This is a genomic window from Pseudomonas sp. NPDC096917, from assembly GCF_044762555.1.
In the GTDB taxonomy this organism is placed as follows: Bacteria; Pseudomonadota; Gammaproteobacteria; order Pseudomonadales; family Pseudomonadaceae; genus Aquipseudomonas.
Genome location: NZ_JBIWEO010000008.1, coordinates 97,489 through 123,899, shown reverse-complemented (window position 1 = coordinate 123,899; position 26,411 = coordinate 97,489). Strand labels below are relative to the sequence as shown.

Here is a 26,411-nt window from a genome sequence, read left to right as displayed (position 1 = left end):
ACAGGGTGAAGATTGTTCTATCTATGGAACGCTGAGATTTGTAAATGCCATCTAGTCATACAGGTGGTGCGAATCTAGACTTGTCACCCGGCATGACAGGAGGTGCAACATGAAAAACATTTTGGGTATCTACACCGCCCCACGAGGTCATTGGGTCGGCGATGGTTTCCCGGTGCGCACGTTGTTTTCCTACGACAACATGGGCGAACACGTCAGCCCGTTTCTTTTACTCGATTACGCGGGTCCTGCCCAATTCTCCCCGACCACTGAGCGTCGCGGTGTAGGGCAGCACCCGCATCGCGGGTTCGAGACCGTGACCATTGTCTACCAAGGTGAAGTTGAACACCGTGACTCAACCGGCAATGGCGGGGTGATTGGTCCTGGCGATGTGCAGTGGATGACCGCCGCGTCGGGCATCCTGCATGAAGAGTTCCACTCTGAGGCCTTTGCCCGCCGGGGTGGCATGCTGGAAATGGTTCAGTTGTGGGTCAACTTGCCGGCCAAAGACAAAATGGCCGAGCCGGGCTATCAAGGCATCCTTGACCGTGACATTCCTGCACTGGCGCTTAAAGACGATGCGGGCACTTTGCGTTTGATCGCCGGTGAGTTCGACGGTAAACGTGGCCCGGCGCGCACGTTTACCGGCATCGACGTGTGGGACATTCGCTTGAGCGCGGGCAAGTCGGCAGTCTTCGATCTGCACCAGGGCCGTAACACCGCGTTGGTGGTGCTGCGTGGCGCGGTGGAGGTCAACGGCAAGGAAGTGGTTCGCGAAGGGCAATTGGCATTGTTCAAACGTGATGGCTCACAGGTACGCCTTGAAGCCAGTAACGACGCGATGCTGTTGATCCTCAGCGGCGAACCGATTGACGAGCCTATCGTGGGGCACGGCCCGTTTGTGATGAGCACCGAAGCCGAGATTCATCAGGCGTTCGTTGACTTCCAGTCGGGTAAGTTCGGCCAGATGTAACACCTGAATTTCCTGTGGGAACCTGGTTTGCCAGCGCTGCAGACGACTCGCTCTTGTCGATGCTATCGCTGGCAAGCCCGCTCTCACGGATTCATGCCCCCCTGTTGCAGCAACACCCGAAATTGCGCCAAAGGCACTGGCCGACTGTACAGGTAGCCTTGGTACAAATGACAGTCCAGCGTCTGCAAAAACTTCAATTGCGCGGCTTGCTCAACCCCTTCAGCCACCACCGTCAGGCCCAGACTGTGCGCCATGGCGACAATCGCACGGATGATTTCAGCGTCGTTGGGGTCATGAATGGCGTCCCGCACGAACGATTGATCAATCTTCAATGTATCGACGGGCAAGCGCTTGAGGTGTGTGAGCGAAGAATACCCGGTGCCAAAATCGTCCATCGCAAAGCTCAGGCCCAGGGCAATCAAGTGATGCATTTTGTCGATGGTGTCTTCCAGGTTCTGGATCACGATGCCTTCGGTGACTTCAAGCTTGAGCATCGAGTAGGGCAGGTGGTAGTGCAGCAAGCTGCGTTGAATCCGCTCCGCGAAGTCGCTTTGCAGAAACTGGCGCGGGCTGATATTGACGCACAGGCTGAAGTCCTGTGGGTCGATCAGGCCTTCACGCAGTAACTCACTGAACGCGCGGCAGGCTTGATCGAGAATCCAGGTCCCGACTTCCAGAATCAAGCCACTTTCCTCCAGGATTTTGATGAACTCCCCCGGCGACTGCGGCCCCAATTGCGGATGCTGCCAGCGCAGCAAAGCTTCGGCGCCGACGATGCGGTTGGTACGGGCGTCGATTTGCGGTTGAAAGTGCAGCGTGAACTCATCGCGTGCCAGGGCTGTGCGCAGATCGCTCTCCATGCGCATTCGTTCGCTGGCCGCAGTCTGCATATCCACGTGAAACAGTTGCGTGGTGTTGCGTCCCGAGTCTTTGGCCCGGTAGAGCGCAATGTCCGCGCGCTTGAGCAGGTCAGCCGGGGTTGAGCCGTGATCTGGAATCAGGGCGATGCCAATACTTGGGGTGACTTGCAGGCGCTGGCCATCGAGAAACATCGGTTCGGTCAGCAACTCTCGCATGGTGTCGGCGATGTTGCACACTGCTTGTGTAACGTCTTCCAGCGAGCCTTTAAGACCGGTCAGCAACACCACAAACTCGTCACCGCCCAGGCGTGCCACGGTGTCTTCACTGCGCACGCTGGCTTCCAGGCGTGCGGTGATGATGCGCAATACCGAGTCCCCCACCGGATGCCCCAGTGAGTCGTTGATGTGTTTGAAGTGGTCCAGATCCAGAAACAACAACGCGCCGCGCAGATCATGGCGCTTAAGCAGCGAGGTTTGTTGGCTGAGGCGGTCCATGAGCAGGGCGCGGTTGGGTAGATTGGTCAACGGGTCGTGGTAGGCCAGATGCCTGACCTGGGCCTGTGCTGTTTTCAGCTGGCTAATATCGCGCGCGGTCAACAGCAGGCAAGGCGTGGTGTTGAGGGTTATGAGTTCGATTGAAATCTCGACATTGAGTATGTCCCCGCGTTTGGAGCGGCCGAGCACTTCCCGGTTGCTGATACGGCCTTTTTCCCGCAGTTCATCGAGCAGTGCGTCGCGCCCTGAACTGTCTCCCCAAATCCCCAGTTCATAAGGGCTGCGGCCAATGACTTCGGCGCTGCTATAGCCCGTCAACCGGGTGAACCCATGATTGACCTCCAAGTAACGGCCACTGGCGAGTTCGCTGATGGTGATGGCGTCGGGGCTGGAGTGGAAGGCCTTGGCGAATTTCTCTTCACTGATTTTAAGCGCCGCTTCAGCGCGCTGTTGCTGGGTGATGTCGCGCAAGGTAGTGACGACGCACGGTTGGCCGTCGACTTCAATGTGGCGTCTGGACAACACACAGGTCAGTGGTTGGCCGTTTTTGTGGTGCAAGCTGATGGCGGTATTGTTCTGCGCCGGAGCACGAATAATGCGCTGCAACTGGCGTAAATGATGGGCGCTGGCGTCGCGCAAGGTGCTGCTGGTGTCGGCGTAGTCTTGCAAGTCGGCCACTGTCCAGCCAAAGGTCTGGGTGAAGCTGGTGTTGATTTCGATGAACTGCGCACTGTCTGCCAGCATCACGCAAATAGGGTCGGGGCTGGTCTGGAACACACTGGCGAATTTTTCTTCGGACGCGCTCAGGCGTTGCTCGCGTTCTACCTGGTCGGTGATGTCGAGCAAGGTCCCGGCCATGCGCAAGGGCGCGCCGGCCTCGTCGCGGTAGAGTCGGGCGCGGCTTTCAAGGTAGCGCGAGGTGCCGTTTGGCAATGGCACGCGGTACGTCAGTTGGTAATTGCCAGCGGGCCCTTCGCGCAATGAGCGGTAGGTGTCGCGCATTCTTAAACGCCCTTCTTTGGGTACGCCTTCAAAAAAAGCTTCGAAAGATTCGTTGAATGGCTCGGGCGCCAAGCCATGCAATTGCGCGGCGCGCGCCGAGCCGTAGAGGCGGCCGCTGGGAATGTGCCAGTCCCAGGTGCCCAACTGGGCGGAGTCGAGTGCCAGGTCCAGGCGCTCCTGGCTGTCGATCAGTGCTTGTTCAGCCTCCTTGCGACTGCTGTTGTCAACGAAGGTGCTGAGCAGATAGGCCTCACCTTCCAGTTCGACTTTTTGTGCGCTGAGGATGCCGTCATGCAGTCGGCCGTCGCGCCCTGCCAATTGAACCTGCATGTTGACGGGTGTGGTGTGTTTGTTAATCGCATCGATAAATTGCAGGCGTTGCTCAGGATCAGGCCAAAGCCCCAGTTCTACGGTGGTGCGGCCAATGGCTTCAGCGGCAGTCCAGCCCAGCAGCTTTTCGAAGAAATGGTTGGCCTCACTGATCAGTCCGTCTTCGATGCGCACCAGCAACACCATGTGCGGCGATAACTGAAAGAGCGTGGCAAAGCGTTGTTCAGAGTTGTTGAGCGCTTGCTGGCGCTGGCGCTGTTGGGTGACTTCGCGGATCACTCCCATCATCCGTGGCTTGGCGTTTTCGTCGGGAATCAAGCTGCCGCGAATTTCCAGCCAGTGCAGGCTGCCATCGGGCCAGCGCACGCGGTGATGGATGAGTTTTTGCATCGGGGCACCGTTGATGATCGCCTCAAAGACCCGCTGGGCTTTGGGCCAGTCGTCAAAGGGGAGGGTGCCCAAGTGCTCGATGTGGGTGGGTAGCGCTTGTGGCGAGTCAAGCCCGAACAGACTGTGCACGCCACTCGACCAGTGTATGTCGCCACTCTCCAGTTCCCAGCACCATGCCCCCAGTTGCGCGGCGTTCAGCGCCTCAAGCAAATGTGTGGCATTCAGCCAGTCATGCGCCTGCGTTTGCATGGCGGTCGTTGCCAAACCTGTAAGGGGTAACACAGCGTCTGTGGTGTTTGCCATGAACTGCGATCCTTCAGCTGAGATCTTGAGAGCTGTCCGTGTTTTAGCCTTTGTTTTCAGGGTTGATCAGTGTGGAGCGTGTCGTCCTGAGCATCGAGCAGTGTCATGAAAGCGTGTGCGGCATTCGACACCGTTCGTTCGGTGTGCACGATATAGCCTAGCTGGCGCGTCAGCTGAATGCCCGGCAAGGCGATCGATGCCACTTGTTCGTCGAGCATGGTGCGTGGCAGCACGCTCCAGGCCAGGCCGATGGAAACCATCATTTTGATGGTTTCCAGGTAGTTGGTGCTCATGGCGATGTTGGGCGTCAGGCCCTGGCCTTCAAACAGGCGCTGCACAATATGATGGGTGAAGGTGTTGCCGCCCGGAAACACGGCCGGGTGGTGCGCAATGTCCGCCATGCTGACGGCGGCCTGGCGGGTCAGGCTGTGCTCGGGTGCGACCACGAAATCCAGCGGGTCATTCCACACCGGTACCGCGCGAATCAGCGAGTGCGGCTCCGGAGCCAAGGTAATAACCGCCAGTTCGGCGCGGCCGTGGAGAATTTCTTCGTAGGCAACTTCTGAATCCAGGAACTGAATATCGAGCGCGACCTTGGGGTAAGTGCGAGTGAACTCGCGCAACAGCGGCGGCAGACGGTGCAAGCCAATATGGTGACTGGTGGCCAGCGTGAGGCGCCCGCTCACCTCGCCGTTGAGGTTGTTCAGTGCCCGCCGGGTGTCATCCAGCACGTTGATAATTTGGTACGCCCGTGGCAATAACGCCCGGCCTGCCTCGGTCAAGCTGACTTCGCGGCCCAATCGGTCAAACAGTCGAAGCTTGAGTTGCTGCTCGATGCTGGCGATGCGTTTACTGATTGCAGGCTGGGTCAAAAACAACCGTTCGGCAGCCCCGGAGAAGCTTCCGGTCTCGGCAATGGCGATGAAGGCGTTGAGATTCGCGAGATCCATCTATTCGAATTCCTGTTGGTTATCCAAAGCATAAAAATTATGAATTTGAGTTATTAACTGTAACCTCATAGGATCGACCTCACAAGCCAAGTGGTTATTGGCGCAGAAAGTAGCTGATGAGGAAACCGTCTGATGGCCGGCAAAACGCTCTACGACAAGCTCTGGGATTCGCATTTGGTCAAACAGCGCGACGATGGTTCGGCGCTGATCTACATCGACCGTCATATCATTCACGAAGTGACGTCGCCGCAAGCCTTCGAAGGCCTGCGACTGGCAGGGCGCAAGCCTTGGCGCATCGATGCCAACATTGCGACCCCGGACCACAACGTACCGACCACGCCAGAGCGTAAAGGCGGGATCGAAGCGATTGCTGACCAGGTGTCTCGTTTGCAGGTGCAAACCCTCGACGATAACTGTGATGAGTACGGCATCACCGAATTCAAGATGAACGACGTGCGCCAAGGCATCGTTCACGTGATTGGCCCGGAGCAGGGCGCGACCTTGCCAGGCATGACGGTGGTCTGCGGCGACTCGCACACCTCTACCCACGGCGCGTTTGGTGCCCTGGCTCACGGCATCGGCACCTCTGAGGTTGAGCACGTGCTCGCCACGCAGTGCCTGGTGGCCAAGAAAATGAAAAACATGCTGGTTTTGGTCGAAGGTCAATTGCCGTTCGGCGTGACCGCCAAGGACATCGTATTGGCCGTGATCGGCAAAATCGGCACGGCGGGCGGCAATGGCCACGCCATCGAGTTCGCCGGTAGTGCGATTCGCGAATTGTCGGTCGAAGGCCGCATGACTATCTGCAACATGTCGATCGAAGCCGGTGCCCGTGTGGGGCTGGTGGCGGCTGATGAGAAGACCGTGGCTTACGTCAAGGGCCGTCCGTTTGCACCCAAAGGCGCGGAATGGGACTTGGCTGTAGAAGCCTGGAAAGATCTGGTGTCGGATGCCGACGCGCAGTTCGACACCGTGGTTGAACTGGATGCCGCGCAGATCAAGCCACAAGTCAGCTGGGGCACCTCGCCTGAAATGGTCTTGGCGGTGGATCAGAACGTGCCGGATCCGGCGCAGGAAGCTGACCTGGTCAAGCGTGGCTCGATTGAACGTGCTTTGAAGTATATGGGGTTGAGCGCCAATCAAGCGATCACCGATATTCAACTGGACCGTGTGTTCATTGGTTCGTGCACCAACTCGCGGATCGAAGACCTGCGTGCGGCGGCCGTGATTGCCAAGGGTCGCAAAGTGGCGTCGACCATCAAGCAGGCGATTGTGGTGCCGGGTTCGGGTCTGGTTAAGGCGCAGGCCGAGTCGGAAGGTCTGGACAAGATCTTTTTGGAAGCCGGTTTTGAATGGCGTGAGCCAGGCTGCTCCATGTGTCTGGCAATGAACCCGGACCGCCTGGAGTCGGGCGAGCACTGTGCATCGACCTCCAACCGCAACTTCGAAGGGCGTCAGGGGGCCGGTGGTCGTACTCACCTGGTAAGCCCGGCCATGGCCGCCGCCGCCGCTGTAAACGGTCGTTTCATCGACGTCCGTGAATTGATCTAAGGAGCGCAGCATGAAAGCTTTTACCCAGCACACCGGGCTTGTCGCACCTTTGGATCGCGCCAACGTCGACACCGACCAGATCATCCCCAAGCAGTTCTTGAAGTCGATCAAGCGCACCGGTTTTGGCCCGAATCTGTTTGATGAGTGGCGTTATCTGGACGTGGGTCAGCCGTACCAGGACAACTCCAAGCGTCCGCTGAACAAAGACTTTGTACTCAACGCCGAGCGCTATCAGGGCGCCAGTGTGTTGCTGGCCCGTGAGAACTTCGGCTGTGGTTCCAGCCGTGAACACGCCCCTTGGGCGCTGGAGGAGTATGGCTTTCGCAGCATTATCGCGCCGAGCTATGCCGACATCTTCTTCAACAACAGCTTCAAGAACGGCTTGTTGCCGATCATCTTGAGCGATGCCGAAGTCGATGAGCTGTTCGCCCAGGTCGAGGCCGAGCCGGGTTACCAGCTCAACATTGACCTTGAAGCGCAAACCGTGACCCGTCCGGACGGCAAGGTGTTGAGCTTTGAAATCGATGCGTTTCGCAAGCACTGCCTGCTCAACGGTCTCGACGACATTGGCTTGACCTTGCAAGACGGCGATGCAATTGCAGCGTTTGAAAGCAAGCACCGCGCAAGCCAGCCTTGGTTGTTTCGCGACGCGTAAATAACAGATGGAGGTGCTGGTGCTGGCTGCGATCTTTTAGACGATCAAAAGATCGCAGCCTACGCCAGCTCCCACGGAACGTCAGTGGACTAAAAGGACCTCTCATGACCCGCACCGCCCAGCACAGTCAGGTTGTACAAAAGCAATTCGGTGAACAGGCTGCGGCCTATTTGAGCAGCGCCGTGCACGCGCAAGGCACTGAATTCGGCCTGTTAAAGGCCGAACTGGCCGATAAATCTGCTGCGCGTGTGCTTGACCTGGGCTGCGGTGCGGGTCATGTCAGTTTTCATGTCGCGGCGCTGGTTAAAGAGGTGGTCGCATACGACCTGTCGCAGCAAATGCTCGATGTGGTCAGTTCGGCCGCCGCTGATCGAGGGCTGAACAACATCAGTACCGTGTGCGGCGCCGCCGAGCGTTTACCGTTTGCCGATGGCGAGTTCGACTACGTGCTCAGCCGTTATTCGGCGCACCACTGGAGCGACCTCGGTCAGGCCCTGCGAGAAGTGCGCCGCGTGCTCAAGCCGGGCGGTGTAGCCGCCTTTATTGATGTCTTGTCGCCGGGTAGCCCGTTGTTCGACACCTACTTGCAGAGTGTTGAAGTGCTGCGTGACACCAGTCACGTGCGTGATTATTCGGCGGGCGAGTGGCTGCGTCAGGTCAATGAGTCCGGTTTGCAAGTGCGCAGCACACAGCGCCAGCGTTTGCGTTTAGAGTTCACCTCCTGGATCGAGCGTATGCGTACGCCACCGGTGATGAGCGCGGCCATTCGCGAGCTGCAACAGTCGATGGGCTCCGAAGTGCGCGAGTACTTTGAAATTGCCGCCGATGGCTCGTTCAGCACCGATGTGCTGGTGCTGTGGGCTGAGAAGTAATCCCGATCAGTCACTCAGAAAAATTTCAGGATGCGCCCATGGGGGCATCAACCGACAAGAAAGAGGAACACATGAGCAAGCAGATTCTGATTCTCCCAGGCGATGGTATTGGTCCAGAAATCATGGCTCAAGCGGTCAAGGTGCTTGAGCTGGCCAATGACAAGTTCCAGCTTGACCTTGAGCTGACCCACGACGTGATCGGTGGCGCGGCCATCGACAAGCACGGTGTGCCGCTGGCCGACGAGACCCTGGAGCGTGCTCGTGCCGCTGATGCCGTATTGCTGGGCGCTGTGGGTGGCCCGAAGTGGGACACCCTTGAACGCGACATTCGCCCTGAGCGCGGCCTGCTGAAGATTCGTGCGCAACTGGGCCTGTTTGGCAATCTGCGTCCGGCGATCCTGTACCCGCAACTGGCTGCAGCGTCGAGCCTCAAACCGGAAATCGTGTCGGGCCTGGACATTCTGATCGTTCGTGAATTGACCGGCGGTATCTATTTCGGCTCGCCACGCGGCACCCGTGAGCTGGAAAACGGCGAGCGCCAGGCATTCGACACGCTGCCTTACAGTGAGAGCGAAATCCGTCGCATTGCCCGTGTCGGTTTCGACATGGCCCGTGTACGTGGCAAAAAACTGTGCTCGGTCGACAAAGCCAACGTATTGGCCTCCAGCCAGCTGTGGCGCGAAGTGGTTGAGCAAGTGGCCAAGGACTACCCTGACGTTGAACTGAGCCACATGTATGTTGACAACGCGGCCATGCAACTGGTGCGCGCACCCAAGCAGTTCGACGTGATCGTGACCGACAACATGTTCGGCGACATCCTGTCCGACCAGGCCTCGATGCTCACCGGTTCCATCGGCATGCTGCCGTCGGCGTCCCTGGACACCCACAACAAAGGCATGTACGAGCCGTGCCACGGTTCGGCGCCGGACATCGCAGGGCAGGGCATTGCCAACCCGCTGGCAACCATTTTGTCGGTCTCGATGATGCTGCGTTACAGCTTCAATCAGCAGGCTGGCGCTGACGCCATCGAGAAGGCCGTCAGCCTGGTTTTGGACCAGGGACTGCGCACCGGCGATATCTGGTCGACGGGTTGCACCAAGGTTGGCACACAGGAAATGGGTGACGCAGTAGTCGCGGCGCTACAGAATCTGTAATCTCTCGGGCCCGTTACTTCCTGTTGGTGGAAGTAACGACCCCACTTTTTGTTAAAGGTGTAGTTGCGATGAAACGTGTAGGTCTGGTCGGTTGGCGCGGTATGGTTGGTTCCGTGCTCATGCAGCGGATGCTGGAAGAGCAGGATTTCGATCTTATTGAGCCGGTGTTTTTCACTACCTCCAATGTCGGTGGGCAAGGTCCGTCCGTGGGCAAAGATATTGCCCCGCTCAAGGATGCTTACAACATTGAAGAGTTAAAGACCCTCGATGTGATCCTGACTTGCCAAGGCGGCGACTACACCACCGAGGTGTTCCCGAAGCTGCGTGAGGCGGGCTGGCAAGGTTACTGGATTGATGCAGCGTCGAGCCTGCGCATGCAGGATGACTCGGTCATTATTCTGGATCCGGTCAACCGCAAGGTGATCGACCAGCAGTTGGACGCGGGCACCAAGAATTATATCGGTGGTAACTGCACTGTCAGCCTGATGCTGATGGGCCTGGGTGGCTTGTTTGAGGCCGGCCTGGTGGAGTGGATGAGCGCCATGACGTATCAGGCGGCCTCGGGCGCCGGTGCGCAGAACATGCGTGAACTGATCAAGCAAATGGGCGCGACCCACGCCGCGGTTGCCGATCAACTGGCCGATCCGGCCAGTGCGATCCTCGACATCGACCGGCGTGTGGCCGACGCCATGCGCAGCGACGCTTACCCGACTGAAAACTTTGGCGTGCCATTGGCCGGCAGCTTGATCCCGTGGATCGACAAAGAGCTGCCAAACGGTCAAAGCCGCGAAGAATGGAAAGCACAAGCCGAAACCAACAAGATTCTGGGTCGCTTCAAGAACCCGGTTCCGGTGGACGGTATCTGCGTGCGTATCGGTGCGATGCGTTGCCACAGTCAGGCGCTGACCATCAAGCTGAACAAAGATGTGCCGATCGCTGACATCGAAGGCCTGATCAGCCAGCACAACCCTTGGGTCAAGCTGGTGCCAAACCATCGAGACATCAGCATGCAAGAGTTGAGTCCGACCAAAGTGACGGGCACCTTGAACGTGCCGGTTGGCCGTCTACGCAAGTTGAACATGGGTTCGCAGTTCCTCGGTGCCTTTACCGTGGGCGACCAGTTGTTGTGGGGCGCTGCTGAACCGTTGCGCCGCATGCTGCGGATTCTGCTGGAGCGTTGATTCGCTCAAGCAATACAAAAACCGTGTTTTCTGCAAAGAAACACGGTTTTTTTATGCGTGCCGCTGCATCGCTACACATGCGTTCTCATCCTTGCCATGACTGATATATCCATCTAACACCTTACCTTGCAGTGTCCGAGCGTAAATGCGTGATCGACCACACGATTACCATTTAACGAGGACTATTTATGTCAACTCCCACTTCCCCTCTGCAATTCGCTGTAACGGTAAATGCTGTCAGGGCACAGTTTGCCGGTCGCCCGACCTTGGAGAGTGTCACTCGGCAGATGCTTGCTGCGGCTTTATCCCAAAAATACCCCACCCTAAAGATTGACTTGGCGCGCACTCGACTGGCCGTGCCACGGGCTGGCGGTGGCTGGGAATTGCAGCCATTCGTGGCTCGGGTCATGGATTATCTGGCCAACGGCAATGCATTGAACGTTGAGATGATCAATGGTCAGTCCTACTATTTAAGCGATGACGCGCCCAATTGGCTGGAGCCTGATCTGCTGGATATGAAGGTCATTGATACCCTGGTAAGGAACTTGGCCTGGACGGTGCCCATCGGTTTTCAAAATGCGCTGGTTGAATATTGGTCCGGCCAGGCAGATACGGGTGTCAGCCGCTGGCGCTGGTTCAGTGACGTGCTCAAGGACACACTGAGCATGGGTTTGATCCGCCAAGAGGATCTGAGTGACTTGGCTCGTGAAACCGTGAGCCAAGTGATCCTATGCCCTGATCAAGAAACGCGAAAAATACAATACGGTGAAAACTGCGCACAGGTTTATTGCCTGGAATCCACACTCATTGGTGCGCAAGTCAGAAGTACACGACTGAGTTCATCCATCGTGCTGGTGCGCGCCAACCTGATTCTTTTGTGTCGGCCCAATGGCACTATCAAGTCTTTTCCTACCGTCGATGCGGTCATCGATTACGGCGTGCAGCGCATGGGCGCAGCCTATTTGACTGATGAAATCCGTATCAAGCGTTACGAAATCGAGGGCAATGTTTTCGATATTCAAGCCGCGCTCATACTGGGTAGGCAACTGGAGAGCCTAGGTGCACTGAAATTGCCTGCGCGCGTAGGCGTTGAGGCACTGCAAACTGTGTGCCTTACCCTCAGTGACCCCGCGCAGTACATGCTGACAGCGTCTGCGACAGAGGGGCCTGTCGTCAGTACTCTTAGAGCTCATTTGCCGGAGTGGCTGAGGCAGGCTTCTGTCGCTGAACAGTCGCAGTACCGACAATGCAGCTTGGCCCTGGCTCGCGCCAAGAAAAGCAGCCAAGGGCGTACCTTTCTGAGTGATATTGCAGATATTCGCTCATTCGCTGTCGATGTCTTGACGCAGCAAATGCAGCTTGACCAGAAGCGTCTGGAACCTGATTCGACCCGTCATGTCTCTGTCGAAGCGTTTAACCCTGACCATGTAGAGTTGACATTTTTTTCCGCAGCTGGCTACCCCAATACGATCCCCGTCACCGAAGAGGTGACCATGAGCCTGACCGATCTGGCACTGAAAAATCTGGTGGGGCGGCCCCAGGGAGTGTTGAGCCTCAAGCATTTACACGGGTTGGCATTGCCGGTTTGGCTGACGCCCGAGTACCTCATCAGCAGCAATGGTCTGATTGAACGGGTGGACATCGGCAAGGTATATCCAGAGAGACTCCAGAGCTTACTGCTGGGCGGTACGAGTGATGCGCACAAGCGTGAACAACTGTTCGCAGACCAAATCAGAGCGTATTTGCCCTTGCAGGCGCTGGAACTCAGTCTCAAGAAAGAGAACGGCCTTACCTCACGCGGTGCTCGCTACGTTGCGGCCTTGTTGCAGAGCAATGCTGACGACCGCCAGGTCGATGGTGCGCCGGTGGTCATTCGGCATCTGGCAATGGTCCGAAAGGCTGGCGCAGCCCCGGATGTGGTCAACAATATGTTCATCATTGAACACGCTGATGTGAGTGTCGGCCCCCACCTGCTATACCGACCGTTCTACCATGAATCGCTGCTTGAGTTTCCTACTCGTGCCGCACTCCTGGAGGCTATTGCCCGGCCGGGAGAACTGCAAACCAGTGTGCTGGTCTGGTTGCACAATGTCGCCCGCCCGATATACGACAATGGCGGTTTTCAGGAACCCCATTACGTGCGTTTTGGACTGGGCAGCGAGTTCGCGCCTATCGAAGTGCCGCTACCTGCCACGCTGTCCGTCGATAGCGCCAGCGACGAGTTGTTGCAATATTTGCATAACGGCAAGTTATTGCAGTTTCTCTATCTCAGCAATGCAAGTGCGCTGGTGAGTCAGGCCGAAAGAGACTCCGTATCCAACACCGAGAGTCGATGGGGTGTGTTACTGGAACGAACCAACCTGATATTCAACCTCGTACTGCTGCCTTTTTTGAGTGCTCCCACCCTGATCACTGTAGGGCTATCAATCATGTTGCTGGCGGCCCTCAAGGACATTCCGGCACTCAACAGTGAAGACCCGATCACTCGCGAGCTCGGATTGGTCGACCTATTGCTTAATCTGGCCATTGTGCTGTTCCCACCCCCTGCGTCGGTTCCAGCGCGTCTGCCGTTGGCCGATGGTATCAGGGAGCAGGTTGTGAAACCTCGTGCACCTGAGCGCACTGTTGGGCGGTGGCCAGAGCTACCCTCGCCGCAGGTGAGCGCGGGAGCTGTTGCCTTATCAGGTGAGTTGCCCGATATACAGAGCACGCCTCTGGACTTCAGTTTTGCCAGTTCCCAAAATCGGTTGTCGCCCAGTCAAAGAAAGTTGCTGTCCCATTTTGAGGTAAAGAAGCCCGGCTCAATGCCGCCGCCTATCTTGCACAATCCAGGTGCTGACAGGCCTCGCAAGGGGCTTTATATGATTAACAATAAATGGCATGCCTTGCTTGAGGACACGCTGTATCAGGTCAGTGTGGAGCCCGAAGGCGTCGTGATTGTTGACCCCTCTGACAGCAAGCATTTTGGTCCCTATTTGAAGTCCAGCGGGGACGGTCGATGGTCATTGGATCTGCGTCTGCGTTTATTGGGCGGCATGCCTAATGCTCGAGTAGAGGCTTTGCGCAAGAATAAAGAGGCGCGAAGAGACGAGATGCGAGACCAGTGGGTAAATCTCAATGCGCAAACACCTAAGATGAATGCAGCTTTTCAAGTGTCGATATCCGTGATGGAGCGCGCCGAAAAAGACCCGCGTTTTTCCGAAGAACAACGTAGCGTGTATCGCCGTAAAGCTGAGAGCGCCACTCAGGAGTTGATCGATTCATACCTCCTTCTGCTGAAGAATCTCGACGAATTTAAAAGTTTGTTCCCGGATGTGAAGAAATACGACATTGATGGCCGGATATTAGCCTTGGCCACTGAGTGCAACCATCTCTTGGCTATTTATGACCATGACTTAAAGGGTGTGCCTTTCAGAGCGTTTGAAGTGGGCGCTGACGATAGTCATCTACGGTTCGATCTGGTCATGAAGGCTTACATAGACATTTATGAAAAGATGATTGCTACGCTTGAACTCAGGACACGCTATCTGGATCTTCTGGACCAGACGGGTATGTTGAGGTATGAGGGTTCCCTCGAAAAAGTCAGCCTTGAGAAGGTTAACGTAAACTTTTTTGATGTCCCCATTAAAAACTCGTACTTAAGTTGGCTGATAAAGCCCAGCGTAAAGGACTGGCACAGTAATCCCAAACTGGTGGACATTGTGGCGTCTCGCGTCGAACCGGTGAGAAAACTGATTAGTACCCATGCAGAACTCAATACCTTTGATTTCAGTAGCGGTGAAAGCCTGGAGGTATTGACCAGTCTGGTGGATTCTTATGCCCAATCGCTGGATGCCTTGCGAGGCTTGGGTATTGTTAACGCAGATGAGTTGGACAGCGTCTCTTTCAACAAAATCATCAGCCTGTTGGATGGGCTTTACCAAGATGTCATTAAGAAAATGGCTGCCGAGATAAAGCCAGGTGCAAAGGGCTTTGAGTTACCGCCCACGCCCCGCCGTGCGCCAGCATCGCATGCACGAAAACGAGTTATTAAAACCCGCAATAGCGGCCGGTTGATTGGCAAGGTAATACCTGCAGGGGGGGAGTGGCCGATTGAAGTGGTTGAAGTGCGGTCTGAGGAGAACGATCAGCTACTCGGTACTTATTCAAATCACGATGAAGTATGGGACGAGATAAAAGTCGTTACCCCCAAAGCACCTGTTACTACACGGCCGTTCAGTACTATCAAGGGTGATGCTCGCAAACGCTACGCCGATCTTGGTAAGCATCTGCGCAAGGCAGAAGAATATAAAAAGATTTCCAGATACCCGCAGGAAGTTGAAGAGGTGCTTCAACACGAGGCGCAGCGCCTGACTCAGTTGGCAGTAGAGTTCAGCAAGGCCATGGACGCACAGCCTCTGGATGCGGTTGTGCAAGCGGATCTGATTCTGGCAGACAACCTGCGCAGTGGCGCAACGCGGCTAACCGAAAAAGGCAAAGAGTTGCGTATCCAGTTAAGTCTTGAGTTGCCGCCGACTCACGGCAATCTCCACTATCTGCTCGACCAAGACCTTGTGCAGATAGCCAGCCTTGGTGACCGTATAAAACTTACGGGCGTGCGTGGGGATTTCATTCAGGAGTACGTGATCAATAGCAAGGATGGTCGCCCGCTTTGGTACGCTCACTTTCACTACGCTGCGGTCAATACGGCAAAGGAAAACTATGGCATGGCTCACTTGAAGCTCCCATCCCAGCGCAGAGAAAGCTATTACTCGTTGCTCAACAAAGCGAAAAGTCCTGATGCTGCTGTCAACGTTCACCATGGCGTGATCGGAAAAGATCTGGCACAGCGCTGGTTCCTGCCCCTTGATCGGCATTAATACACCGCAACCTATGACAGCTAAGCCGTTGTAAGGCTGATAGCGTCACCCTACACAGTGCTTTAATTGCCTGGTTCACCCCGGGCAGTTAAAGTGCGCCTCCCCACGTTTCGCCTGAGGCAGACACATGAACCAGTCCTTTGATATCGCCGTCGTCGGCGCCACCGGCACTGTCGGCGAAACTATTGTGCAAATCCTTGAAGAGCGCGACTTCCCGGTTGCCAACCTGCATTTGCTGGCCAGCATTGAGTCGGCCGGCAGTTCAGTGCCATTTCGAGGTAAAAACGTCAGAGTGCGTGAGGTCGACGAGTTCGACTTCAGCAAGGTCAAATTAGTCTTTTTTGCGGCGGGACCTGCAGTGTCCTTGAGCTTTGCGGCCAAAGCCAATGCCGCTGGCTGCATGGTGATCGACTTATCGGGCGCCCTGCCTTCGGTGCAGGCGCCACAGGTGGTGCCTGAGTCCAACCCGCAGATTTTGCACGGTTTGCAAAAGCCGATACAAATCAGCAGTCCAAGCCCTTCTGCTACCGCCCTGGCCGTGGTGTTGGCGCCCTTGCGCGGCCTGGTCGATATGCAGCGGGTTACGGTAACGGCGTGTCTGGCGGTCTCGGCTCAGGGGCGCGAGGCAGTGTCCGAATTGGCCCGTCAAACCACCGCACTGTTGAATCTGCACCCGCTGGAGACCCGTTTCTTTGATCGCCAGATGGCCTTTAACGTGCTGGCACAGGTTGGCAAGCCGGATACGCAAGGTCATGTGCCGTTGGAAAAACGCTTGGTCACAGAGCTGCGCGAAGTATTGGGCATGCCTGGCTTGAAGGTATCGGTGACCTGCGTTCAAGCTCCGGTGTTTTTTGGCGATAGCTATAGTGTATCGGTGCAACTGGCTGCGCCCGTCGACCTGAATGCAGTGAATGCGGCGCTTGAAGCAGGCGACGGAATCGAACTGGTTGAGGCGGGCGACTATCCTACTGCGGTAGGGGATGCAGTCGGTCAGGACGTGGTGTATGTCGGCCGAGTGCGTCACGGTGTGGATGACACCCGAGAACTTAATCTGTGGCTGACGTCAGATAATGTGCGCAAAGGTGCCGCGCTGAATGCCGTGCAACTGGCTGAGTTGTTGATAAAAGACCCGCTGTAAAAGATACTTGGCGTCAATTTTTAGCAGGATTCCAGAGCCGGCGTCGCAGTCAAGCTGCTGTCAGGGCTTACAGATTTAATGAGGCAGCGTGTCGGGGGGGTAAAAAACCCCGGACCTGTCATCAGGCAGCAGCTCTACAGATCTCGTAGGACGAGGTCTGTACCCATAAGGAAGAGGCTATGGTTCAGGTTCGCAAATTAGTGTTAGCAATAGCCGCCGCTTCGGCGCTGTCATCCGGTATGGCGCAGGCGCTTGGGCTCGGAGAGCTGACCCTGAAGTCGACTCAGAACCAGCCACTGCTGGCTGAAATCGAATTGCTGGATGTCAAGGATCTGAGTGCCGCTGAAGTGGTGCCGAGCCTGGCCCCGGCGGACGAATTCAACAAGGCCGGGGTGCCGCGTCCGGCCTACCTCAATGATTTGCGATTTACCCCGGTGATCAATGCCAATGGCAAGAGCGTGCTGCGCGTGACCTCCAGCCAGCCGCTGACTGAGCCTTTCGTAAAGTTTCTGGTGCAAGTGATGTGGCCCAATGGCCGCTTGATGCGCGACTACAGCGTACTGCTGGACCCGGCCAAGTTTTCGCCACAAACCGCAGCGGCGGCTTCGGCGCCCACTGCAACCGCTGCTGCGACGACGGGTGCCAGTGCTGCGGCGCAACACACCACCACGTCCCGTGACACCTTGTGGGAAATCGCCGCGAAGGCGCGTAACGGCGGTTCGGTCCAACAGACCATGCTGGCGATTCAAGCCCTTAACCCTGATGCCTTTATCGATGGCAACATCAACCGTCTGAAAACCGGCAAAGTGCTGCGCTTGCCCGACGCTGCCCAGAGTGTCGAGTTGTCTCAGGCCAAGGCTGTGTCTGAGGTTGCAGCGCAGAATGCTGACTGGCGCAGTGGCCGTCGCACCACACCGCGGGCTCAACAGCTGGATGCCAGTAACCGTAAGCCGGCCACCGTGACCCAGGCAAAACCTGTGGCCGCGGATGGTCTGAGCCTGGTGGCAGGGACGGCGGGTATAGGGGCTGGTGGGGATGCGAAGAACCTCAATGACAAGTTGGCCATGACCCAGGAAAGCCTGGACACCAGCCGTCGTGAAAGTGCCGAGCTGCAAAGCCGTGTACAAGACCTGCAAAGCCAGGTCGACAAGTTGCAACGCCTGATTGAATTGAAAAACAACCAGTTGGCCAAGTTGCAGGGCGATGTTTCGGTGCCGGGTGAACCGGCCGCCGTGCTGCCAGCGCAATTGGCGAGTGAGGCCGCTGATTCGCCGGAAGCCGATATTGCCCCGGCAGTCGAAGGGGCGCCGGCCACAGCCGTTGCGCCGACACCTGAAGGCGGCGCAACGCCAAGTGACGAGCGCAAAATTCAGGACTTGCTGGGTACTCCGCTTATGGCCGCGTTGGTGGGCGGTGCTGCGGTCTTGTTACTGTTGCTTCTGTTGCTGCTGCTTCGTCGGCGCAAGGCGCAGCAAGCGGCTGAGCGACACGCGCGCATGGCGCGAGCGCTTGAAGAAGAGCCAGAGTTTTCGGTTGACCTGGACATGCCGGACAGCAGCTTTGAGGGCCTTGAAGTCCCGCCGCCGAGTGTCAAGCTCGACACCGCTCCAACTCCGGCGCCGTTGGTTGCCCCGCCAGCCCCTGTCTCGGTGGCCAGGTCTGGCGCAGAAGTGCTGGTTGAAGCCGAACAACTGATCGAGCAGCAGCAATGGCATGAAGCGGCCGGATTGCTTGAGGGGGCGGTCAGGCAATCGCCGCAGCGCAGTGACCTGCGTCTCAAGTTGATGCAGGTGTATGGCGAACTGGGTGAGCGCGATGCCTTTATCGCTCAAGAGCGCCAACTGGTCGCCAATGGCAAAAACCACGCCGAGGTGGCGCAACTCAAGCTTCGTTATCCGGGCATGGTGGCGGTTGCAGCCGGGATCGTGACCGCCGCGGTGGCTTCTCAATTGCAGGCTGATTTCGTCAAGGAAATGATGCGTGACGATCGTGTGGTCACGCCGCAGCCCGAAGCGAAGCCGGACCCGGTGGTTACGCCTGTGGTTGAAGAGTTGGATCACGATTTTGATCTGAGCCTTGATGATCTCGAAGCGGCGTCACCGTCCGTGGTGTCGCCTGAGCAGAGCGTCGACAAGCTGGCACGCGACAATGAACAAAGCTTTGAAGCGGTGCTTGAACAGCAAGCTCAAACGCAGGCTGCGCTTGAAGAGGCGTCTGATTTTGACCTGGGCTTGCCAGCCGACTTTGACTTGTCGCTGGCGCAAGAGGCCTCTGTCCCTGAGGCTTCCGACAGTTTTTCGGCAGAGCTGGACAAGGTCAATGCCGAGTTGCAGCGCTTGTCGCAAAGCCTTGAAGAGCCTGCCATGGCCGAACCTTTTGCGGGCGCAGACGAAGAGCCTGAGTTCGACTTCCTGTCAGGGGCTGACGAAGCCGCGACCAAGCTCGACCTGGCCCAGGCCTACATCGACATGGGCGACGACGAAGGTGCTCGCGATATCCTGACCGAGGTCATGGGGGAGGGCAGTCCGGAGCAGCAGGCTGAAGCCCTGGAAATGATAACGCGCCTGGCGTGACACAAACCTGCGACACCCAACGGCAGCCTTACAGGCTGCCGTTGTTGTTTCATGCCTTGTGTTTGCAGGAGCGGGCTCGCTCGCGATCATTTAAAGAGCAAATAATCGCGAGCAAGTTCGCGCCTGCAATTTGATTCGTGGCGTCTTGGCCGGTGCGCCTTATAATGGGCGCCTTTGCGTTTATCAGCAGGCTGTAACTCCTTGGCAAATATAGATAACCCCGCAGCCGAAATGGCCGCAGAAGGCTTTTTCCGAATCGCGCTGGGCGTGGAATACAAAGGTTCTCGCTACAGCGGCTGGCAACGTCAGGCCAATGGCGTGCTGACTGTTCAGGAAACGCTGGAGAACGCACTTTCAAAAGTGGCTGATTCGCCGGTTTCATTGATGTGCGCCGGGCGTACTGACGCCGGCGTGCACGCCTGCGGACAAGTGGTGCACTTTGATACGCAGGCCGAGCGCTCGCTCAAAGCCTGGGTCATGGGCGCTAATATTAATTTGCCCCACGACGTCAGTGTGACGTGGGCCAAGGTCATGCCTGCGGATTTTCATGCGCGCTTCAAAGCCATCGCCCGACGTTATCGCTATGTGATCTATAACGATCCGATTCGACCGGCTCACCTCAATCAGGAAATTACCTGGAACCATCGCCCGCTCGACGTCGAACGCATGGCTGAGGCCGCCCAGTATTTGCTGGGTATACATGACTTCAGCGCGTTCCGGGCCGGGCAATGCCAGGCCAAATCTCCGATCAAGGAAATGCACCACCTGCGCGTCACACGCCATGGTCAGATGATCGTGCTGGATATTCGCGCCAGTGCGTTTTTGCATCACATGGTGCGCAACATCGCCGGGGTGCTGATGACCATCGGCTCCGGCGAGCGTCCAGTTGAATGGATCAAGGAAGTGCTGGAAAGCCGTGAGCGCCGCTCTGGGGGCGTGACCGCGCATCCCTATGGCTTGTATCTGGTGCAGGTGGAGTACCGCGACGAGTTTGCGTTGCCGCAACGCTATATCGGGCCACATTTCTTGACAGGTTTTAGCGAACTCGACGGCTGACGCCCGGATAAGCATTTGTTACCATCCGGGACTTTCACGCTTAAGCCTTGGGGTGTAGTTGACATGTCTGCCGTTCGCAGCAAGATCTGCGGTATTACCTGCATAAATGATGCACTGGCAGCTGTAGCCGCCGGAGCGGATGCGATTGGCTTTGTGTTTTATGCAAAGAGCCCGCGCGCAGTGACAGCCCAGCAGGCACGCGCAATCATTGCGGCCTTACCGCCGTTTGTGACCACTGTTGGCCTGTTTGTGAATGCCAGTGCCTGCGAACTCAATGAAACGCTGGACGCGGTACCGCTCGACTTGTTGCAGTTTCACGGCGATGAAACCCCGGAGCAATGCGAGGGTTATCACCGGCCCTACATCAAGGCGCTGCGGGTAAAGGCGGGGGATGACATTGCAGCAGCCTGTGACGCCTATGCCAGTGCGAGCGGAATCTTGCTCGATACCTACGTTGAAGGCGTACCCGGCGGAACTGGCCAGGCATTTGACTGGTCATTGATACCTCGGGGCCTTAGCAAGCCCATTATTTTGGCCGGCGGCTTGGGCGTGCAGAACGTGGCGCAAGCCATTGCTCAGGTGCGGCCTTATGCCGTGGATGTGAGTGGCGGCGTGGAAAAGAGCAAAGGCATCAAGGATCACGATAAGATCCAGGCCTTTTTGGAGGCAGTACGCGCAACAAGCTGATGCTGGATGTGACGGTTGGCAGCCTGCCGCCGTCCATCATTACCGCTGTGTGAAGCAGGCGGGCCCGGTGGTTTGACGGGCAGAAATTAAAGCGGCAATCGCTTTGCAGCGTGTTGTCAGGAAGGCTGAGGGTTTCGGGAATTACGCTGGTTTGCCCTGTGCTGACCGCTATTTCCCCCAATCATCGCCGCACACCTAATGAATTTAGCTCAAGGGCATACACGGGGCCTGAACGTCAGTGTTCAGGTCACCGGTACTGGAGAAAGAAAGCATGAGCAACTGGTTGGTAGACAAACTGATTCCTTCGATCATGCGTTCCGAGGTCAAAAAGAGTTCGGTACCTGAAGGCCTGTGGCACAAATGCCCGTCTTGCGACGCTGTGCTTTATCGTCCAGAGCTGGAAAAGACCCTGGACGTTTGCCCCAAGTGCAATCACCACATGCGCATTGGCGCACGTGCCCGCATCAATATCTTTCTGGATGTTGACGGCCGCAACGAGTTGGGCGCTGATCTGGAGCCTGTTGACCGTCTTAAATTCCGCGACAGCAAAAAGTACAAGGACCGACTGGTCGGCGCGCAAAAGCAAACCGGCGAGAAAGACGCGCTGGTTTCCATGAGCGGCACCCTGTTGGGTATGCCGGTTGTGGTCTCGGCGTTCGAGTTCTCCTTCATGGGTGGATCGATGGGGGCCATCGTGGGAGAGCGTTTTGTACGTGCCGCCAACTACGCCCTCGAAAACCGCTGCCCGATGGTCTGCTTTGCCGCTTCTGGCGGTGCCCGCATGCAAGAAGCGCTGATCTCGCTGATGCAAATGGCCAAGACCTCTGCCGTGTTGGCGCGTCTGCGTGAAGAAGGCATTCCATTTATCTCGGTGTTGACCGATCCGGTATACGGCGGCGTTTCGGCCAGTCTGGCAATGCTGGGCGATGTGATCGTGGCTGAGCCAAAGGCGCTGATCGGCTTCGCCGGTCCGCGTGTTATCGAGCAGACCGTTCGTGAAAAACTGCCGGAAGGCTTCCAGCGCAGCGAGTTCCTGCTGGAACATGGCGCCATCGACCTGATCATCTCCCGTCAGGAGCTGCGTCCCCGTTTGGGTAACCTGCTTGCACAAATGATGGGCTTGCCGACACCTGTATTTGTCGCAGCGCCTGTTGAAGCTATTGTTGTTCCACCGGCCCCTGTGAACCTATGACCCAGCGCACCCTTGGCGAGTGGCTCGCCTATCTTGAGCAGTTGCATCCATCCGCCATCGACATGGGGCTGGACCGCGCACGAGAGGTAACGAACCGCATGGGCTTGCAAAAGCCCGCGCCTCGGGTGGTGACGGTCACTGGCACCAACGGCAAGGGCTCGACCTGCGCGTTTGTAGCATCAATGCTGCGGGCGCAGGGTCTCAAGGTCGGGGTTTACAGCTCGCCGCACTTGCTGCGCTACAACGAGCGTGTGCAGATCGACGGTGCCCAGGTGTCGGACGAGCTGCTCTGCGAGGCTTTCACGGCCCTGGATGCCGGACGTGGCGATACCTCCCTGACTTACTTTGAAATGGGCACGCTGGCGGCCTTTTGGCTGTTTGAGCGTGCCCAGCTCGATGCTGTAGTGCTGGAAGTCGGCTTGGGTGGGCGACTGGACGCGGTCAATCTGGTCGACGCCGATCTGGCGCTGATCACCAGCATTGGCGTGGATCATGTGGAATACCTGGGCAATACCCGTGAGTCCGTGGCCTATGAAAAGGCCGGAATTTTTCGCGCAGGCAAACCTGCGCTGTGTGGTGATCTTGATCCGCCCCAGCCTTTGCTCGACAAGGCTCAAGAGCTGGGTTGCCCGCTTTTTGTACGCGGACGCGATTTCGATCTGAGCGTGGTTGGTTCGGTTTGGCATTGGCAGGGTCGGGACGCGAAAGGGCAGGCGCTTGAATTGCGTGATCTGCCGTTACTGGGTTTGCCGATGGAAAACGCAGCGCTGGCCCTGCAGGCTTATGCGCTGACCGAGTTGCCATGGCAACCTGAGCGGATTGTCGAGGCGCTGCTGGCGACCAATATTACCGGTCGCCTGGATCGTCGCCAGGTCAACTGGCACGGCAAAACTGTGAACTTGCTGCTTGATGTGGGTCATAACCCTCATGCAGCCGAATATTTGCTTAAGCGTCTGCAGCAGCGTCCAGTGGCGGGCAAGCGCCTGGCAGTGTTTGGTCTGCTGGCAGATAAGGATCTGGACGGTGTGGTGTCGCCGTTGGCCGGCGTTGTTGATCACTGGGCTGTGGCGCCGCTGAACACCGGGCGCACGCGGCCGGTGGCTGAGTTGCAGGCCGCGTTGCAGGGGCTGGATGCTTCTGTTGCCCCTTACGACAGCATTGACGCAGCGCTTGAGGCTCAGTGCGAGCGCGCTACGGCGCAAGATGAAATACTGTTGTTTGGATCGTTTTTTTGTGTCGCCCAAGCGCTAGAGTGGCTGGAGCGGCGTGCCACGGAGGAGTCTGCAAATGGCATTGCTGGATAAGGTATTCAAGCAGCGGATGGTCGGTGCCCTGGTGTTGATCGCCTTGGCGGTGATCTTTCTGCCCATGCTGTTTTCGCGCCAGGATGAAGAGCGTCAGATTCAGGTCGACGCGCCAACAGCTCCACAGATGCCGGTGATGCCCGAAGTCAAGGTCGAGCCTGTTCCTGTGCCTGAGCCGCAGCCGATTGCTGAAGAACCGGCGCCACCGGTTGAGCCCGAAGTGGTTGCACCACACAAGCCGGCCGCAGCGCCTGTTGCCCCTGTGGTGAGCAAGCCTGCAGTCGCGGCTGCCAAGCCATCGGCTGTGACTCCGGCACAAGCTGTGGCTCAGGCACCGGCCAAACTCGATACCACGCAGAAGCGGGTAGACCCCAACGGTTTGCCCATCAGCTGGTCGATTCAGTTGGTGAGTCTGTCCAATCGCGCCAGCGCTGATAGCTTGCAAAAAACCCTTCGTAATCAAGGCTATAACGCTTACGTCAGGTCTTCGGGTGGCATGAATCGAGTTTTTGTCGGCCCCTTGCTTGAGCGTGCCGAGGCCGATCGTCTGCGTGATGTGCTCGATAAACAGCAGAATCTGAAAGGTTTTGTGGTGCGCTTTCAGCCTGAGCGCGGTTAACCGCATAAAAAGGTGAGATCTGATCGCCAAAGCGCTGATAAATCGCCTGACTTGAGAGGTGGCGCTCTGCTAAAATGCGCCGCCTTATCCGTCTGTAGGCTGAACTGTGCCATTTACCTGGGTTGACTGGGCGATCGTTGCAATTATCGCCATTTCCGCTTTGATCAGCTTAAAGCGCGGCTTCGTAAAAGAAGCGCTGTCGCTGTGCACCTGGATCATTGCCGGAGTCGTCGCCTGGATGTTCGGCGGTTCACTGTCTCAATACCTCGCCGGATACATCGAAACGCCTTCCGCCCGTGTTATCGCCGGGTGCACCATCATGTTTGTCGCCACCTTGCTGGTCGGCGCAATGATCAACTTCCTTATCGGCGAACTGATTCGTGTCACCGGCCTGTCCGGGACCGATCGATTTCTTGGCATGGTCTTCGGCGCTGCGCGTGGCGCGCTGCTGGTGGTCGTGGCTGTCGGGCTCTTGAGCCTCGGGCCGGTACAGCAAGACTCGTGGTGGCAGGAGTCGAGGCTCATGCCACAATTTCTATTGGTTGCCGATTGGTCGAAAAACCTCATTTTGGGGTGGAGTAGTCAATGGTTGGCCAGCGGTATCAGCGTACCCGCTGATATTCCGTTCAAGGAGCATCTCTTGCCGGCTACCCAGCCCAAGTGAGCGGTGTTCAGTTCAGATCCATTAAGTAGGGGTTGCGTCGCATGTGTGGCATCGTCGGTATCGTCGGTAAGTCGAACGTCAATCAGGCGCTGTATGACGCGCTAACCGTCCTCCAGCACCGCGGCCAGGATGCTGCCGGTATTGTAACCAGCCATAACGGCCGGTTATTTCTGCGCAAGGACAACGGGTTGGTGCGTGATGTGTTTCATCAGCGTCACATGCAGCGTCTGGTCGGACACGTGGGCATTGGCCACGTGCGCTACCCGACTGCTGGTAGCTCGACTTCAGCTGAGGCTCAGCCGTTTTACGTCAACTCGCCGTATGGCATTACCCTGGCGCACAACGGCAACCTGACCAACGTTGAACAATTGGCCAAGGAGATTTACGAATCTGACTTGCGTCACGTCAACACCAACTCTGACTCGGAAGTGCTGCTGAACGTCTTCGCCCATGAATTGGCGCAGCGTGGCAAATTGCAGCCGACCGAGGAAGATGTATTTGCCGCGGTCACTGACGTGCACAACCGCTGCCGTGGTGGTTATGCCGTGGTAGCGATGATCACCGGTTACGGCATCGTCGGTTTCCGCGATCCGAACGGCATCCGTCCTATCGTGTTCGGTCAGCGTCACACCGACGAGGGCGTTGAGTACATGATCGCTTCCGAAAGCGTTTCGCTCGACGTACTGGGCTTTACCCTGATTCGCGACCTGGCCCCGGGCGAAGCGGTTTACATCACCGAAGACGGCAAGCTGCACACCCGTCAGTGCGCGGTAAACCCGCAACTGACCCCGTGTATCTTCGAACACGTGTACCTGGCGCGCCCGGACTCGATCATCGACGGCGTTTCGGTCTACAAGGCACGTCTGCGCATGGGCGAGAAACTCGCCGACAAGATCCTGCGCGAGCGTCCGGATCACGACATCGACGTGGTCATCCCGATTCCGGACACCAGTCGTACCGCGGCGCTGGAGCTGGCGAACCACTTGGGCGTCAAGTTCCGCGAAGGCTTTGTTAAAAACCGTTACATCGGCCGTACCTTCATCATGCCGGGCCAGGCTGCACGTAAAAAGTCTGTGCGTCAGAAGCTCAACGCCATCGAGCTGGAGTTCCGGGGCAAGAACGTGATGCTGGTCGATGACTCGATCGTACGTGGCACCACCTGCAAGCAGATTATTCAAATGGCCCGCGAAGCCGGCGCCAAGAATGTTTACTTCTGCTCGGCAGCCCCGGCTGTGCGTTACCCGAACGTGTACGGCATCGACATGCCAAGCGCTCACGAACTGATCGCCCACAACCGTTCGACCCAGGACGTGGCTGACCTGATCGGTGCTGACTGGCTGATCTACCAGGACCTGCCAGACCTGATCGATGCGGTCGGTGGCGGCAAGATCAAGATCGAGAAGTTCGATTGCGCAGTGTTCGACGGCAAGTACGTGACGGGCGACATCGATGAGAACTACCTGGATCGCATTGAGCGTGCGCGCAATGATGCCTCCAAGGTAATTGCTCAAGGTGTCGGGGCAACGATAGGTCTGTACAACAACTAAGCGTTCAACAAACCGGCCCTGATGGGCCGGTTTGCATTGTTCTTATCGAAAGCAAGCTG

Annotated in this window: 18 protein-coding genes; 16 read left to right on the top strand and 2 right to left on the bottom strand. The window is 57.2% G+C overall.

Going from position 1 to position 26,411, the window contains the following annotated elements:
* Positions 1 to 109: 109 nt before the first annotated feature.
* On the top strand, positions 110 to 970 hold the full coding sequence (locus tag ACIQYF_RS11440) for a pirin family protein (protein ID WP_402861045.1): 861 nt from the start codon (positions 110 to 112) through the stop codon (positions 968 to 970).
* Between the two features lie 83 nt (positions 971 to 1,053).
* Here ACIQYF_RS11440 and ACIQYF_RS11435 read toward each other — a convergent pair whose 3' ends face one another.
* The gene (locus ACIQYF_RS11435; protein WP_402861042.1) at positions 1,054 to 4,350 is read right to left on the bottom strand and encodes an EAL domain-containing protein; all 3,297 of its coding nucleotides are present in this window, start codon (positions 4,348 to 4,350) and stop codon (positions 1,054 to 1,056) included.
* Positions 4,351 to 4,406: 56 nt separating this feature from the next.
* Complete coding sequence (locus ACIQYF_RS11430) at positions 4,407 to 5,300, bottom strand: LysR family transcriptional regulator (protein ID WP_402861039.1); 894 nt, start codon at positions 5,298 to 5,300, stop codon at positions 4,407 to 4,409.
* Between the two features lie 132 nt (positions 5,301 to 5,432).
* Here ACIQYF_RS11430 and leuC point away from each other — a divergent pair, with 132 nt between their 5' ends.
* The 15 genes from leuC (at position 5,433) to purF (ending at position 26,352) form a co-directional block, all read left to right on the top strand.
* On the top strand, positions 5,433 to 6,851 hold the full coding sequence (leuC, locus tag ACIQYF_RS11425) for a 3-isopropylmalate dehydratase large subunit (RefSeq protein WP_402861036.1): 1,419 nt from the start codon (positions 5,433 to 5,435) through the stop codon (positions 6,849 to 6,851).
* A 10-nt stretch (positions 6,852 to 6,861) separates the two neighbouring features.
* Entirely contained in the window at positions 6,862 to 7,506 is a 645-nt protein-coding gene (leuD, locus tag ACIQYF_RS11420) for a 3-isopropylmalate dehydratase small subunit (RefSeq protein WP_402861033.1), read from the top strand.
* A gap of 104 nt (positions 7,507 to 7,610) precedes the next feature.
* Positions 7,611 to 8,378: a class I SAM-dependent methyltransferase gene (locus ACIQYF_RS11415; protein ID WP_402861030.1), complete on the top strand. Its 768-nt coding sequence runs from the start codon at positions 7,611 to 7,613 to the stop codon at positions 8,376 to 8,378.
* Between the two features lie 71 nt (positions 8,379 to 8,449).
* Positions 8,450 to 9,532: a 3-isopropylmalate dehydrogenase gene (gene leuB / locus ACIQYF_RS11410; protein ID WP_402861343.1), complete on the top strand. Its 1,083-nt coding sequence runs from the start codon at positions 8,450 to 8,452 to the stop codon at positions 9,530 to 9,532.
* 68 nt (positions 9,533 to 9,600) lie between these two features.
* Entirely contained in the window at positions 9,601 to 10,713 is a 1,113-nt protein-coding gene (gene asd, locus ACIQYF_RS11405; RefSeq protein ID WP_402861027.1) for an aspartate-semialdehyde dehydrogenase, read from the top strand.
* Positions 10,714 to 10,901: 188 nt separating this feature from the next.
* Positions 10,902 to 15,572: a dermonecrotic toxin domain-containing protein gene (locus ACIQYF_RS11400; RefSeq protein ID WP_402861024.1), complete on the top strand. Its 4,671-nt coding sequence runs from the start codon at positions 10,902 to 10,904 to the stop codon at positions 15,570 to 15,572.
* 127 nt (positions 15,573 to 15,699) lie between these two features.
* Complete coding sequence (locus ACIQYF_RS11395; RefSeq protein ID WP_402861021.1) at positions 15,700 to 16,710, top strand: aspartate-semialdehyde dehydrogenase; 1,011 nt, start codon at positions 15,700 to 15,702, stop codon at positions 16,708 to 16,710.
* 179 nt (positions 16,711 to 16,889) lie between these two features.
* Positions 16,890 to 19,283 carry a FimV/HubP family polar landmark protein gene (locus tag ACIQYF_RS11390; protein ID WP_402861018.1) on the top strand — a complete coding sequence of 798 codons (2,394 nt, stop codon included), beginning with the start codon at positions 16,890 to 16,892 and terminating at the stop codon, positions 19,281 to 19,283.
* A gap of 231 nt (positions 19,284 to 19,514) precedes the next feature.
* Entirely contained in the window at positions 19,515 to 20,339 is an 825-nt protein-coding gene (gene truA / locus ACIQYF_RS11385) for a tRNA pseudouridine(38-40) synthase TruA (protein WP_402861340.1), read from the top strand.
* A 63-nt stretch (positions 20,340 to 20,402) separates the two neighbouring features.
* Positions 20,403 to 21,026 carry a phosphoribosylanthranilate isomerase gene (locus ACIQYF_RS11380; protein ID WP_402861015.1) on the top strand — a complete coding sequence of 208 codons (624 nt, stop codon included), beginning with the start codon at positions 20,403 to 20,405 and terminating at the stop codon, positions 21,024 to 21,026.
* Positions 21,027 to 21,297: 271 nt separating this feature from the next.
* Positions 21,298 to 22,218 (top strand): acetyl-CoA carboxylase, carboxyltransferase subunit beta, encoded by a 921-nt coding sequence (gene accD / locus ACIQYF_RS11375; RefSeq protein WP_402861012.1) that lies wholly within the window; start codon positions 21,298 to 21,300, stop codon positions 22,216 to 22,218.
* Positions 22,215 to 23,522: a bifunctional tetrahydrofolate synthase/dihydrofolate synthase gene (gene folC / locus ACIQYF_RS11370; protein ID WP_402861009.1), complete on the top strand. Its 1,308-nt coding sequence runs from the start codon at positions 22,215 to 22,217 to the stop codon at positions 23,520 to 23,522. Before accD ends, folC begins: the two co-directional genes overlap by 4 nt.
* A complete protein-coding gene (locus ACIQYF_RS11365; RefSeq protein ID WP_402861006.1) occupies positions 23,506 to 24,141 on the top strand; it encodes an SPOR domain-containing protein in 636 nt (211 codons plus the stop codon). The genes folC and ACIQYF_RS11365 overlap by 17 nt, the downstream gene beginning before the upstream one ends.
* A gap of 106 nt (positions 24,142 to 24,247) precedes the next feature.
* Positions 24,248 to 24,805: a CvpA family protein gene (locus tag ACIQYF_RS11360; RefSeq protein ID WP_019408125.1), complete on the top strand. Its 558-nt coding sequence runs from the start codon at positions 24,248 to 24,250 to the stop codon at positions 24,803 to 24,805.
* A gap of 41 nt (positions 24,806 to 24,846) precedes the next feature.
* Positions 24,847 to 26,352, top strand: a complete 1,506-nt coding sequence (purF, locus tag ACIQYF_RS11355; protein WP_402861001.1) for an amidophosphoribosyltransferase — start codon at positions 24,847 to 24,849, stop codon at positions 26,350 to 26,352.
* Positions 26,353 to 26,411: the final 59 nt, after the last annotated feature.

Excerpts from the sequence above, each read along its gene's own strand:
- accD (WP_402861012.1), top strand. The coding sequence starts at position 21,298 with ATGAGCAACTGGTTGGTAGACAAACTGATTCCTTCGATCATGCGTTCC.
- ACIQYF_RS11395 (WP_402861021.1), top strand. The coding sequence starts at position 15,700 with ATGAACCAGTCCTTTGATATCGCCGTCGTCGGCGCCACCGGCACTGTC.
- ACIQYF_RS11435 (WP_402861042.1), bottom strand. The coding sequence starts at position 4,350 with ATGGCAAACACCACAGACGCTGTGTTACCCCTTACAGGTTTGGCAACG.
- ACIQYF_RS11415 (WP_402861030.1), top strand. The coding sequence starts at position 7,611 with ATGACCCGCACCGCCCAGCACAGTCAGGTTGTACAAAAGCAATTCGGT.
- ACIQYF_RS11390 (WP_402861018.1), top strand. The coding sequence starts at position 16,890 with ATGGTTCAGGTTCGCAAATTAGTGTTAGCAATAGCCGCCGCTTCGGCG.
- truA (WP_402861340.1), top strand. The coding sequence starts at position 19,515 with ATGGCCGCAGAAGGCTTTTTCCGAATCGCGCTGGGCGTGGAATACAAA.
- leuD (WP_402861033.1), top strand. The coding sequence starts at position 6,862 with ATGAAAGCTTTTACCCAGCACACCGGGCTTGTCGCACCTTTGGATCGC.
- ACIQYF_RS11380 (WP_402861015.1), top strand. The coding sequence starts at position 20,403 with ATGTCTGCCGTTCGCAGCAAGATCTGCGGTATTACCTGCATAAATGAT.
- ACIQYF_RS11430 (WP_402861039.1), bottom strand. The coding sequence starts at position 5,300 with ATGGATCTCGCGAATCTCAACGCCTTCATCGCCATTGCCGAGACCGGA.
- asd (WP_402861027.1), top strand. The coding sequence starts at position 9,601 with ATGAAACGTGTAGGTCTGGTCGGTTGGCGCGGTATGGTTGGTTCCGTG.
- ACIQYF_RS11365 (WP_402861006.1), top strand. The coding sequence starts at position 23,506 with ATGGCATTGCTGGATAAGGTATTCAAGCAGCGGATGGTCGGTGCCCTG.
- ACIQYF_RS11400 (WP_402861024.1), top strand. The coding sequence starts at position 10,902 with ATGTCAACTCCCACTTCCCCTCTGCAATTCGCTGTAACGGTAAATGCT.
- purF (WP_402861001.1), top strand. The coding sequence starts at position 24,847 with ATGTGTGGCATCGTCGGTATCGTCGGTAAGTCGAACGTCAATCAGGCG.
- leuC (WP_402861036.1), top strand. The coding sequence starts at position 5,433 with ATGGCCGGCAAAACGCTCTACGACAAGCTCTGGGATTCGCATTTGGTC.
- folC (WP_402861009.1), top strand. The coding sequence starts at position 22,215 with ATGACCCAGCGCACCCTTGGCGAGTGGCTCGCCTATCTTGAGCAGTTG.
- leuB (WP_402861343.1), top strand. The coding sequence starts at position 8,450 with ATGAGCAAGCAGATTCTGATTCTCCCAGGCGATGGTATTGGTCCAGAA.
- ACIQYF_RS11440 (WP_402861045.1), top strand. The coding sequence starts at position 110 with ATGAAAAACATTTTGGGTATCTACACCGCCCCACGAGGTCATTGGGTC.